The sequence below is a fragment of the Paenibacillus sp. 8b26 genome (assembly GCF_050626875.1).
In the GTDB taxonomy this organism is placed as follows: Bacteria; Bacillota; Bacilli; order Paenibacillales; family Paenibacillaceae; genus Paenibacillus.
Genome location: NZ_CP192445.1, coordinates 5,743,065 through 5,755,915 on the forward strand (window position 1 = coordinate 5,743,065; position 12,851 = coordinate 5,755,915).

12 protein-coding genes are annotated in these 12,851 nt (G+C 49.5%); all 12 read left to right on the forward strand.

Translation table 11 applies throughout. The annotated features are described in order from the left end of the window. Positions 1 to 360: 360 nt before the first annotated feature. The 12 genes from trpE (at position 361) to ACQ4MX_RS26775 (ending at position 12,838) form a co-directional block, all read left to right on the forward strand. Positions 361 to 1,911, forward strand: coding sequence for an anthranilate synthase component I (gene trpE, locus ACQ4MX_RS26720; RefSeq protein ID WP_431088265.1), 1,551 nt, complete (start codon positions 361 to 363; stop codon positions 1,909 to 1,911). 34 nt (positions 1,912 to 1,945) lie between these two features. Further along, the gene (trpD, locus tag ACQ4MX_RS26725) at positions 1,946 to 2,992 is read left to right on the forward strand and encodes an anthranilate phosphoribosyltransferase (RefSeq protein ID WP_431088266.1); all 1,047 of its coding nucleotides are present in this window, start codon (positions 1,946 to 1,948) and stop codon (positions 2,990 to 2,992) included. Beyond that, positions 2,982 to 3,776: an indole-3-glycerol phosphate synthase TrpC gene (gene trpC / locus ACQ4MX_RS26730; protein ID WP_431088267.1), complete on the forward strand. Its 795-nt coding sequence runs from the start codon at positions 2,982 to 2,984 to the stop codon at positions 3,774 to 3,776. The genes trpD and trpC overlap by 11 nt, the downstream gene beginning before the upstream one ends. Continuing rightward, entirely contained in the window at positions 3,773 to 4,459 is a 687-nt protein-coding gene (locus ACQ4MX_RS26735; protein WP_431088268.1) for a phosphoribosylanthranilate isomerase, read from the forward strand. Before trpC ends, ACQ4MX_RS26735 begins: the two co-directional genes overlap by 4 nt. After that, positions 4,456 to 5,652, forward strand: coding sequence for a tryptophan synthase subunit beta (gene trpB / locus ACQ4MX_RS26740; RefSeq protein ID WP_431088269.1), 1,197 nt, complete (start codon positions 4,456 to 4,458; stop codon positions 5,650 to 5,652). Before ACQ4MX_RS26735 ends, trpB begins: the two co-directional genes overlap by 4 nt. Then, positions 5,649 to 6,455 (forward strand): tryptophan synthase subunit alpha, encoded by an 807-nt coding sequence (gene trpA, locus ACQ4MX_RS26745; protein WP_431088270.1) that lies wholly within the window; start codon positions 5,649 to 5,651, stop codon positions 6,453 to 6,455. The genes trpB and trpA overlap by 4 nt, the downstream gene beginning before the upstream one ends. A 60-nt stretch (positions 6,456 to 6,515) precedes the next feature. After that, positions 6,516 to 7,619 (forward strand): histidinol-phosphate transaminase, encoded by a 1,104-nt coding sequence (gene hisC / locus ACQ4MX_RS26750; RefSeq protein ID WP_431088271.1) that lies wholly within the window; start codon positions 6,516 to 6,518, stop codon positions 7,617 to 7,619. Between the two features lie 26 nt (positions 7,620 to 7,645). Next, on the forward strand, positions 7,646 to 8,734 hold the full coding sequence (locus ACQ4MX_RS26755) for a prephenate dehydrogenase (protein WP_431088272.1): 1,089 nt from the start codon (positions 7,646 to 7,648) through the stop codon (positions 8,732 to 8,734). Positions 8,735 to 9,670: 936 nt separating this feature from the next. Then, on the forward strand, positions 9,671 to 10,267 hold the full coding sequence (locus ACQ4MX_RS26760; RefSeq protein ID WP_014282079.1) for an RNA polymerase sigma factor: 597 nt from the start codon (positions 9,671 to 9,673) through the stop codon (positions 10,265 to 10,267). After that, positions 10,264 to 10,890, forward strand: coding sequence for an anti-sigma factor (locus ACQ4MX_RS26765; protein WP_431088274.1), 627 nt, complete (start codon positions 10,264 to 10,266; stop codon positions 10,888 to 10,890). The genes ACQ4MX_RS26760 and ACQ4MX_RS26765 overlap by 4 nt, the downstream gene beginning before the upstream one ends. 70 nt (positions 10,891 to 10,960) lie before the next feature. Then, entirely contained in the window at positions 10,961 to 11,563 is a 603-nt protein-coding gene (locus tag ACQ4MX_RS26770; protein WP_431088275.1) for a histidine phosphatase family protein, read from the forward strand. A 165-nt stretch (positions 11,564 to 11,728) separates the two neighbouring features. Further along, positions 11,729 to 12,838, forward strand: coding sequence for a hypothetical protein (locus ACQ4MX_RS26775; protein WP_431088276.1), 1,110 nt, complete (start codon positions 11,729 to 11,731; stop codon positions 12,836 to 12,838). Positions 12,839 to 12,851: the final 13 nt, after the last annotated feature.

Below are 12,851 nucleotides of genomic sequence, written 5' to 3' on the forward strand. Positions count from 1 at the left end.
AAGTTGATGGTTGCCAAAGTAACATCGTATGAGATATAGTGTGTGTAGCAGAGTTGAGTAGAGTTAGCCAGAGTTGAGATGAGAAGAGTGCAGTTGAGCCAATTCCATATGAAGATTACAGAGACCAGCGGTAGCGGGTAAGCTTTTGTCCATGGAGAACCTTCCTAGACGGAGAGGCTTATTTGAAGTAACCCAGGTTATGCAAAGGGATGAGTGTATACTTTGTATATTTGCTGTAGTCATTTTGCATATGGTAGCATTCTTATAATTTCAATAACTGACAGCCTCTACCTTCCGGGTAGAGGCTTTTTTATGTTCTCTCCTTTGAGTTCTGCGCCAAATTGGAAAGGAAGTGATCTCATGTTAACGCCGCATGTGGAGCAAGTGATAACGATGGCGAATGAATTTAACCTGATTCCTGTGTACAAAAAAGTGCTGGCCGATATGGAGACGCCGATCCGGATTTTCCGTCGGTACGCTGAGCGGGACCGGGCCTTTCTGCTGGAGAGTGTAGAAGGAGGCGAGCAGTGGGCGCGACATTCATTCATCGGGACGGACCCGTTCCTGATGGTTTCCGGCAAAAAAGGCCGTTTAATCCTGGAGCAGCATGGTAAGCGACAAATATTAAACGACAAGCCGCTTGAAGCGCTCAAGGCGTTGCTTCGCAAGTACCGTAGCCCGAAGCTGAAAGAGATGCCTCCATTTACAGGCGGAGCCATCGGATTTTTTGGATATGATTTGCTGCAATACTATGAAAAACTGCCAGAACATGCAGTAGATGATTTGAATATGGATGATATTCGTTTTATGTTCTGTGATCAAGTTATCGTTTTTGACCACGTGAAACAGCAAATTTTGCTGGTCGGCAATGTTCATGTAGGCGAAGGCTACAGTGATGAGGACATCCGCGCTGCTTATGCCGAGGTGGAACGCAAGCTGGAAGCAACGGCGCAGTACCTGCGTAAGCAGACACCGCCAGAGACATTGGGAGCAGCCTCGATTCCTGATGATGTGGAACTGGGTGAGATTCAATCGAATGTGACGAAGGAGCAGTTTATTTCAAACGTGGAGCAGGCAAAGGAATATATCCGCTCAGGCGATATTTTTCAAGTCGTGCTATCCCAGCGCTTTCACATCGATACAGATGCCTCTCCTTTACAGGTATACCGCGTGCTGCGCACGATGAACCCGTCTCCTTATATGTATTATTTGAAAATGGATGACGAGATCATCGTGGGCACTTCGCCGGAGGCGCTCGTCAAAGTGGAAAACGGCCGGGTGGAAACCCGTCCTATTGCCGGAACGAGGCCGCGTGGCGTGACGGAAACAGAAGATATAGCGCTCGTTGAAGAGCTGCTGAAGGATGAAAAAGAACGTGCCGAGCATCTGATGCTGGTCGATTTGGGAAGAAATGATCTGGGACGTGTATCTCAGTTCGGTACGGTCAAATGCGATACGTTTATGGAAATTGAACGCTATTCCCACGTGATGCACATTGTATCCAATGTATCGGGTAAGCTGCGCGAGGATAAAGATTTCTTCGATGCGTTCCTGTCTTGCCTGCCAGCGGGCACGGTATCGGGGGCTCCGAAGCTGCGGGCGATGGAGATTATTGCCGAGCTGGAGCGGGAAGCGCGCGGTCCGTATGCAGGAGCCATCGGATATTTGGGCTTCTCGGGCAATATGGATACTTGCATTACGATTCGTACGATTGTGTTTAAAAAGAACCGGGCCTATGTTCAGGCGGGTGCAGGGATTGTGTGGGACTCGGTTCCGGAAAGCGAATATCAGGAGACGGTGAACAAGGCCAAGGCGATGCTGAAAGCGATCCGCACGGCTGAAGCGATGTTCCCGGCGACGGTACAGCCCTACAACAGCGTCATCAACCAGGATTATTTGTACACTCCGTAACATACAAAAATCTGATTTTGAGGAGGAGACGACGATGGAACGACATGACATGATGCAAGTGGGGTTAAGCCGGGTCATTGAGGGACAGCATCTTTCACGTACGGAGGCCCGCGGCGTGATGGAACAGATTATGAGTGGGAGTGCCACGCAGGCGCAAATTGGTGGGCTGCTGACGGCTCTGCGCATCAAGGGGGAGACGGTAGATGAAATCACCGGATTTGCCGAAGCTATGCGCAGCTATGCCAGTCCGGTGCAAATCGGAGAAGGTGATACCCATTTGCTGGACACATGTGGAACCGGAGGTTCGGGTATTCACAAGTTTAATATTTCCACGATATCCGCTATTATTGCGGCTTCGGTATCTGTACGCGTAGCGAAGCATGGCAATCGCTCTGCAAGCGGACGTGCTGGGAGCGCCGATGTGCTGGAGGCCCTAGGGGTCAATATCCATTTGACGAGTGATCAGGCGCGGTCATGTCTGGATCGTATCGGCATCTGCTTTTTATTTGCGCAGTTGTACCATCCGTCTATGAAGTATGCTGCCGCTCCACGCAGGGAGCTTGGAGTACGAACGGTGTTTAACATGCTCGGTCCCTTGACGAATCCGGCAGGTGCGGATCGCCAGTTGCTGGGCATTTATGACGCGGGAAAAACGGAAGTGATCGCTGAGGTGCTGAATCGACTCGGCTCCAAGCGGGCCATGGTCGTCAGCAGTCTGGACGGATTGGATGAAATCAGCATTTCGGCACCGACACGGGTATCTGAGCTGAAGGATGGTCAGGTTCATACGTTTGAACTTAACCCGTCGGATCTGGGTTTACAGACGTACCGTCTCGATGAAGTGCTGGGTGGGGACGCCCAGGTTAACGCCGACATTATAGGTCGGATTTTGAACGGGGAGCGGGGAGCTTATCGGGACGTCGTGTTAGCGAATGCCGGCGCGTGCATCTATGTATCGGGCGCAGCAGCTACCTTAACGGACGGAGTAGCACGGGCGGCTGAAGCTATTGACTCGGGGCTGGCCCTGTCCAAGCTGGATCAATTAATACAGGCAACGGGGGAATATCAATATGTATCTTGATCGAATTGTAGTGACGAAGCGACAAGAAGTGGAGCAGCTTAAGGAGTATTTTCAAATCAGTGAAGCCGAACGATTGGTTGCCGATTTACCCGCGACGAGAGGGTTCGAGGATGCTATAGCTCTGCGGCGCAACCGTCCGCTCGGACTGATTGCCGAAGTGAAGAAGGCTTCCCCCTCCAAAGGGTTGATCCGACCGGATTTTCATCCGGTGGACATTGCACGGGCATATGAGGAAGCAGGAGCCGATTGTATTTCTGTCTTGACGGATGTGACGTACTTTCAGGGGAGTCCTGAATATTTGCACCAAATTCGTGAACAGGTAAAGATTCCGCTGCTGCGCAAGGATTTTATCATTGATGAACGGCAAATTTATGAAGCTCGTCTGCTGGGAGCGGATGCGGTGCTGTTGATTGCGGCTATACTGGAGCCACGTGTTTTGGGGTCATTTTTACAGATTGCCAAGAACCTGGGGCTGGACGCATTGGTAGAGGTGCATGACAGTGAGGAGCTTAAAGCTGTGCTGGATCTGGGGACAGCTACCTTGATTGGCGTGAACAACCGAAATTTGCGGACATTTGAAACCCGCCTCCAGACGACAGAGGAGCTGATCTCACTGATTCCTAAAGGAGTTACGTTTATTAGCGAAAGCGGCATTGCCGGACCCGAAGATGTAAAGTATTTACATTCGGTAGGTGCACACGGCATCCTGGTAGGGGAGCATCTGATGCGCAAGGATGATGTAGGACAGGCTGTAGCCGATTTGATGGACGGGGTTAGAGCATGAATAAAACGGGCGTAAAAATTTGTGGACTTCAAAGCGTTGAAGTGCTAAAATCTATGGTAAACTTACCGGTCGATTATATAGGTTTTGTGTTTGCCGACAGCAAGCGCCGGATTGACGGCGCGCAGGCTGGAGAGCTGCTTCGCGTATTGGATGAATGGACCCCAGGCAGCAGACCGCGCAGCGTGGGCGTATTTGTGAACCCCGATGATGCACTGTTAAATGATGTCATGGAGAAAGCACCACTGGATGTCATTCAGTTGCACGGGCAGGAGAGTCCGCAGCGCTGCCGGGAGATCAGGGAGCGTTTTGGCTTACAGGTATTCAAGGCATGGTCTGTGGACAGTAAAGGGCAGACGGTGAAGGGTGAGACAGAATGCCCGACAGACGAATTGGATGCCTATGTCGGGACGATTGACGCTTTATTGCTGGATACATATGATCCCCTGTATGGTGGCGGTTCCGGCAAAACGTTTGCGTGGGATCGGATTCCTGCCTATCAGACCTGGACCCAACAACATGGAATTCCTTTGTTTGTAGCCGGCGGGCTGACTGCCGATAATGCGGAAAAGCTGGTTACCGAGTATCATCCCGAAGGGCTGGATGTGTCCAGCGGTGTAGAGACGGATGGAGTCAAGGACATTGCAAAAATCACAGCATTCGTAGAAAGGGTGAAGCAGACATGACACAATTACCTGATAACAACGGACGTTTTGGAACATTTGGCGGACGTTTTGTACCGGAAACGTTGATGAACGCGCTGATTGAATTGGAGAAATCCTACCGGAAGTATGCGGATGATCCTGATTTTAACGCTGAGCTGAACGGACTGCTAAAGGATTATTCGGGCCGGGAAACGCCTCTCTATTATGCAGAGCGTCTGAGTCAGCATTTGGGCAAGGCTAAAATTTACTTGAAACGTGAAGACCTGAACCATACCGGAGCCCACAAAATTAATAATGCGCTGGCGCAGGGACTGCTGGCGAAGCGTATGGGTAAGCAGAAGGTCATTGCAGAAACAGGCGCAGGTCAGCATGGTGTTGCAACGGCGACCGTCGCGGCATTGCTCGGACTGGAGTGTAAGGTGTTTATGGGAGAAGAGGATACCGTACGTCAGCAGCTAAATGTATTCCGTATGCAACTGTTGGGTGCAGAGGTCATTCCGGTTACATCGGGCACACGTACACTCAAGGATGCCGGGAATGAATCTCTGCGGTATTGGGTGAGCCATGTCCATGATACGTTCTATATTTTGGGCTCGGCGGTCGGACCACATCCGTATCCAATGATGGTGCGCAACTTCCAGCGTGTCATTGGCGACGAAACCCGCCGTCAAATTCTCGAAAAAGAAGGCAGACTTCCAGATGTCGTGGTAGCGGCGATTGGTGGTGGAAGTAATGCCATCGGTATGTTCTATCCATTTATCGAGGATCACGAGGTTGCTTTGCTTGGGGTCGAGGCGGCTGGAAAAGGCGTGGAAACGGAATTTCATGCAGCAACGATGAGCAAGGGAACGCAAGGTGTCTTCCAAGGCTCAATGAGCTATCTGCTTCAGGATGAATATGGACAGGTACAGCCTGCGCATTCCATCTCGGCGGGATTGGACTATCCGGGGGTTGGACCGGAGCATTCGTATTTGAAGGATACCGAGCGGGCCAAGTATGTTCCGATTACCGATCAGGAAGCGCTGGATGCTCTCCAATTGTTATGCCGCACGGAAGGTATTCTTCCGGCATTGGAGTCGGCACATGCAGTCGCGCAGGTCGTTAAACTGGCACCTACCTTGACGGCGGATGATATTATTGTTATCTGTTTATCGGGTCGCGGTGACAAAGATGTGGACTCCATTATTAAGCATTTGGGAGGAAATCCGTCATGAATTTAATTGATCAGGTGTTTGGACGCCTCAGAAATGAAGGTAAAACGGCATTAATTCCTTTCTTGACGGTAGGCGATCCGGATGTCGACACGACGGTAGAAATCATTCGGCAACTGGAGTCGGCCGGAGCCGATATATTGGAGCTGGGCGTGCCATATTCGGACCCGCTGGCTGACGGACCTGTCATTCAGCGTGCGTCTGAGCGTGCGTTGAAACGGCAAATCTCGATCCGCACGTGTATGGAGACGGCTTCTTTGGCCCGGGCGGCGGGATCAAGCCTGCCTTTTATTTTGTTCACGTATTATAATCCTGTGTTGCAGATGGGCATGGATGCTTTCTTTGCAGGCTTGCAAAAGCATGGCATCAGCGGCCTGATTATTCCCGATCTTCCACTTGAGGAAGCAGAAGAGCTGGGAGGACGGGCGGCAGAGGTTGGTGTACATCTGATTCCGTTGGTGGCTCCAACTTCTGAACAGCGGATTGAACGAATTGTTCGTCAAGCACGCGGATTTGTATACTGTGTATCCTCCCTTGGGGTGACCGGGGAAAGAGCTTCCTTTTTTGAGGGTATAGAGGGCTTCATCGCGCAGGTCAAGCGGCATACGGATATTCCGGTAGCGGTTGGGTTCGGTATCTCCACCCGGGAGCAGGTAATTCGTTTTTCGGACATTTGCGATGGAGTTGTCGTCGGAAGTGCCATTGTGCGTCAGGTGGAGGAAGCCATCCCGTTGCTGGACGATTCTGCGCGCAGAGAAGAAGGGCTTTTCCAAATTCGCAATTTTGTGGCACAATTAAAGCAGTAAACTGGCGTTAATATAGAAAGCAGCAAATTTAGTTTTGAATGGATTAGAGGAGGTAGGGGCATGCGACCTAAACCGCATATTGTACATTTGCCGGTATATCAGCCTGGTAAACCGATTGAAGATGTGAAGCGCGAGCTGGGACTTGATGAAGTGATTAAGCTCGCCTCGAATGAAAATCCGTACGGCAGTTCTCCCAAAGTATTACAAGCCATTCAGGAGGAATTTGCGAACATTAGTGTATATCCTGACGGCAGCGCGGTAGCTTTAACACAGGCGCTGGCTAAACATACGGGCTTGAAAGAGGATCAGTTTATTTATGGCTGTGGCTCTGACGAGATTATTGCGTTGATTACGCGTGCTTTTCTTCTTCCTGGGGAAGAAAGCATAATGGCCGATCAGACCTTCTCTGTGTACAAGAGCAATGTGGAGATTGAGGGAGCGGTTGCTGTTGAGGTGCCTTTGCGTGACGGGGTACATGATCTGGAAGCCATGTTGTTTCAGATTAACGACCGTACGAAAATGATCTGGATCTGTAATCCGAACAACCCGACAGGCACGATTGTACCTGAAGCAGAGCTGATCGCATTTTTGGATCGAGTACCAAAGCATGTTTTGGTCGTGCTGGATGAGGCGTATTTCGAGTTTGTGACAGACAGCACGTATCCAGACGGTATTCGTTTGTTACCGGCCTATGAAAATCTGCTTGTATTACGCACCTTCTCCAAAATCTATGGCCTAGCATCGCTTCGCATCGGATACGGAATGGGGACTGCGGCAACGATCCGTATGATTAATCAGGTTCGTGAGCCGTTCAATACTTCACGGGTAGCACAGGCTGCAGCGATTGCGGCGTTGGAAGATCAGGATTTTGTGCAGGAATGCCGTGACCGCAACGCAGAGGGCAGAGCCTATTTGCAAAATGAGTTGAAGCGCCTTGGACTGGAATCTTTTCCGGCACATGGAAACTTTATTATGCTGAATGTACGTCGCCCGTCGGGTGAGGTATTTCAGGAGTTGCTTCAAAAAGGCGTAATTATTCGCGCTGGTCATTACAAGTATCCGACATACATTAGGGTGTCGGTTGGATCACAGCCGCAAAATGAGTGGTTTATCCGTGCGCTGGAACAGGTCCTGGGGGCGGAAGCGGCGAAAGCGCGTCTATAATTTCCGCAGATGGGATTTGATAATTGATGAAGATTGCCATTTTCGGCGTGGGACTGATTGGTGGGTCCCTTGCGCTTTGTTTTAAAGGGAAGCCGGGCATTACCGTTGTCGGTCATGCTCATCTTCCCAAACTGATGGAGCCGATGTTGAGCCGTGGTGTCGTGGACACCGTGACTCTTTCGGTTGAAGAGGCGGCAGAGGACGCCGATTTTATTTTTTTATGCGTACCTGTCGGCTTACTGGAGCATTACTTGGAGTTGTTAAGCAGGCTGCCGCTTAAAGAGGGTTGCATTATTACTGATGTAGGCAGTACAAAATCGTCAATTGCCAAAAAAGCGTCAGAAATCTCTTTACGTAATGCTTATTTTATCGGTGGCCATCCGATGGCCGGCTCGGAGCGTTCCGGTGTGAAGGCTGCTTCCGCATTGTTGTTTGAGAATGCCTACTATGTACTTTCCCCGGCAGAGGGTGTGCCTGAGGAAGCATACAGTTCGCTGGAGCGTCTGTTGAAATACACAGGAGCCCAGGTTGTGCGTGTCCAGCCTGATATGCACGATGACATTGTCGGGGCGATCAGCCATCTTCCGCATATTATTGCAGCAGCGCTGGTGAATCAGGTGCGCAAGCACAATGACGAAAATCCGTTGTACCGTACGCTGGCTGCCGGCGGCTTCCGCGATATTACGCGAATTGCTTCCAGTGATCCGATTGTATGGCGGGACATTTTGCTGAGCAATCGTGATGTTTTGCTAGGTCTGCTGGAAGAGTGGAACGGGCAGATTGAGCGTTTTACCCATTTACTGAGAATACAAGACGGAGAGGGAATTGCTGACGAGTTTTTGATGGCGGGGCATTTCCGCAGTGAGCTGCCGGAACGCCGCAAAGGTGTCATCGTCTCAACGTTTGATCTGTATATTGATGTACCGGATACCCCGGGGATTATCGGCCGAATTGCAACAGAGCTGGGGGACAACAGCATTAACCTGAGCAATATGCAAATCATCGAAAGCCGGGAGGATGTTCCCGGTATTATGCGGCTTTCCTTCCGCCAAGAACGGGACTGGGAGCGCGCCAAGGCACTGCTGGATTCAATGAGTTATAAAGTGGTGGTATAGAAAAGGAAAGTGTGTGTGTTTGGTTAAGGGAGGTCGAGCCGCTTCGCGTTCCATTTGATCTTACGATCGCTGTTGCCTCCGGATTTTTCTGATTATATGTTCAAAGGGGAAAATCCGGAGGCAAAGGCGAACGCTACGCTTCTTCAGATTCAAATGGACCGCTGCGCTACGGACCGCCTTAAAATCACCGCACTTTCTGGGAGTGAAGTAGTAGTAAGAAATAAAACTAACAGCAGGCGGGCGGGGATTTCTTTCGCCCGTTTTTGTTTTGCCGAACGGCAGTAGGCTGATTTTATTAAGATGAATGAAGTAAAAGAAAGGTGGTCTGGTTGTTAACCGAAAAATTGGGCGGGCTTCTGGAGGAAATAAGTGAGCTGAGGCTTTTATTTTCCTGATCAACAAAAAAAGACCACCCGGGTAAAGCCCCGGGTGGTAGCTGCTCTTATGGAGTAGCTGAGTAGGATAGGAGTGGAGAGAAACCATACTGTACTTTTATTATATGTATACGTTTTCATTTTGTCAATGTTTTTTTAAAGCGTTTTCTTTTGGATAATTATTCTTACCAGCGTATTCAAAAGGGATGGACTCAAGGTTATGTCACTTTATCTTGAAAAAACTTAAAATAGGTCGGAAATGCCGTATATCGGAAACAGCTGCTAGCGTTACGTAGCCTATGATGGAAATCATGGGGATTTTGGACTTTTTTACTGACGACTATTTTGTGGTACAATGGGTAAGTCCATTTTGGATGTTGAGAAATGTTGGGGATAGCACCGTTATTGTTGGCACTACATAGGGTAAGAAAAAAATAAATGTTCCATGATGCTGTTTCATCCATTTGCGCAGAGTGCGCAACTTTTTTTGGCCTGTTCGGTATATATAGACAGAATCGAATGGGAGAACAGCACATGTATGGGCGAGGAGGGTCTCACTCGGATGATGACAGATTCCCAGATGATTCAGGAAATCAAACAAGGTAATGTTGAGGTATATTCAGAATTAATGAGGCGGCACCAACGTAAAATTTTAGCTTTTGTTTATCATATGCTGAAAAGTTCGAACCTGGAAATGATCGCTGAGGACTTATGCTCGGAGACGTTTTATAAAGCGTACCGGAGCCTGCACTCTTTTCGCGAGGTAGATGCATCGTTCTCCACATGGTTATATACGATTGCACGTAATACGGTGCTGAGCGAGCTTCGCAAGCATCGTAGCGGTCAGGTTCCATTGGAGGAGAGCGGTTATGTGCCGGTTGCTCCATTGGATGTGATTCCAGAGCAGGCCGTCCTTCGCGGCGAGAAGGTAGAGATGGTTCGTGAAGCGATCAACAGATTGCCAGAGAAGCAGCGGTCTGCGCTGATTTTGCGCGAATACGAGCAATTGGATTATCAGGAGATTGCTACGATTTTGGGGCAGACGGTCAGTGCGGTGAAATCGTTGCTTTTCCGGGCCAGAACCAGTGTGAAGACGCAGTTGGAGCCTTATTTTTTTGAGCCTCTCTATGAGGAAAACGAAGGGATGAGCAGCCAATGAAATCCAGGGACGCTGAGGATTTGTTCGCTACAGGCAAAAATGTATCGAAACAAGACTCGGAGCGCAGACGGGCCAAAAGCTCGTCTGCCGGATGGGAGCATGGTTCGGAAGAAAATGAGTGGAATTTGTCAAAAGAAAGTCGATCCTCTATTCGTGATATTTCCTTTGAGATAACAGATGAGCAGGCGGAATCTATGAATCGCAGGGTCATGGATCGAATTTATGAAGAGTCACCGTGGCTTGTTCCCGGCGAGCATCGGCGTGCGCGTGTGAACCCGGCAGCCCGTAAGTATATGTCCGTATGGATCGCCGGCTTTTTGGCGGTATTTTTGTGTAGCTTTTTGTTTTTGAACTGGAATGGAAGCTCCTCTCAAGAAAATCCTCCTCAGGCGGCACCTGTCATGGATACGGGTATTTTACCGACAGGCTTGCTGGAAACTACAAGTACATCTTCACAATATCAATACCACATTAAAAATGTGAATAGTGGCATTATGGACCCGCTGGTTGCAAGCATTGTTCCTACTTACCCGCAATATTGGATGTTGTTGTCTGTGTTGGCACTTGCGCTTGCCTTATTTTCTTTGGGCTGGATTCATCGTGCAAGACGGGTTAGAAATTAGCAGCACGGCTGGGCTCCAATACGGATTCATAACAATGCCTGAATAACTAAATAGCGGAGGAAACAACACGATGCTTATTGGCTTGATCAGACATGGATTAACGGATTGGAATGCGGTAGGTAAAATCCAGGGCCACAGTGATATTCCGTTGAATGAGGAAGGGCGCCGGCAGGCACGCTTGCTGGCAGAACGATTAAAGGATGAGTCCTATCATTGGGATGGTCTTATTACAAGCAGCCTTTCCAGAGCGAAGGAGACGGGGGAGATTATTGCTTCTGTTCTTCACCTTCCTATACTGGAGCCGGATGATCGGCTGAGAGAACGTGCTTATGGTCAAGTCGAGGGCATGACGCAGGTCGAGCGTGAGAAGAAGTGGGGGAGCGACTGGCATCTGCTGGATCTGGGACAGGAGAGCGATGAAGCTCTTCAACTTCGAGGGTTGGCTTTTATGGAGGCCATTTGGTCGGAAAATCGGGACAAGAACCTGCTGGTCGTTTCTCATGGCGGTTTTTTGGCTAATTTGTATAAGGCTTTGTATCAGGAAAAGTTTACGGAACGAATTGGTAATCTGTCACTGAGTGTTCTCCAGCGTAAGGATACGGATTGGACGCCGCTGTTGTATAATTGCACCAGACATTTACAGGAAAAAAGCGATTGTAACTCAAAAGGTTGACGAAAGACCACGAATTTCTACTCAGCGTAGAAGCCGTGGTCTTTTTATTTTTTAATTATAGCTTTGAAAAAAAGAGGTTTAGAGTCTGAACATTCCGTCAAAGCTGTGGGTACAACAGGTAAGAATCAATTCCGGATGACAGTCCAGTGACGAGGCGATGGAACGATGAATCTGGCGGATATGCTGACATTTGCGGATATTGTGCATTTGAACAGAATCGCGGTGTATTACGAATGTGACTGTAAGCCCAATTCCAAACATGAGCTGATCCAGGGCATTTTGACAAAGCTCGGCAGCAGCAGTTTTTTTGAGATGCAAGTCAGGGAGCTAAAGCTGTCAGAGGTAAGGTTTTTGAACACACTGCTATTCGATGACCGACCTTATTTCAGTATGGAGGAATTGATTGCGGTTGCCAAACAATCTGCCGAGGAGGATGGGGATTCCGGTGAGCGACCGCGGGACATCGTGGCCCGTTTACGCAACAGTGGCTGGTTATTCAACGGTTCGACGCACAATACGAGGTATTTGTATCAAATTCCGTTGGACATGAAAGAGCGTTTCCGTCGTGTCATGGTACAAGACTTGCAAAACGGAATGATCCGGGTAAGTGAGCCAACGTCGTACCGGGATGAAGGACATCTTTTGGCGGAGGATTTACGACTTTTCCTTCAGTACATGGAGCAGCATGAAGTTCCGCTTAACCCCGAGGGGGCTTGGTATCGTCGCAATCAGCAGCAATTAATGGAGCATTTGCACATTGCGGAGCCACTTCTGGGTAAAGGAGGCTGGCGTTTCGGATATGGTTCCTCCTTTAAGTTTTATCCCGACCGAATGGCACTGCTATATGATTATGCACGTCACTCCAGGTTTATTGAGGAGAAGGGGGATCGAGTTGTGCTGACGGCAAAGGGGGAGGCACGCAGGGAGTACATGATCGAGGATGAGATGATACAGCTATTCAGGTTTTGGTTAAGATTGTATAAAGGAGCCGTTCCCAATCTACTTTCTTTGGTCTACTGGATAGGAGAATGTGCCAGGCCCTGGACGTCCTCAGAGTCACTTTTTGTACATATCGGCCCCCTGATCAGACCGTTCTACTATGATACGCCCCGTTCGGTTTTTGATCAGAGAATTATACGAATGATGCTCCACTTGGGTATGCTTCGTCTGGGTGAGCATTCGACGGGGCCATCTGTACAGATGACCGCCTGGGGGCTGAAGCTGGCAGGGGAGTGCCGCATTGGGCGGAATGACCGGGGTATGCGGCTCCATTGACAAGCAGCATACA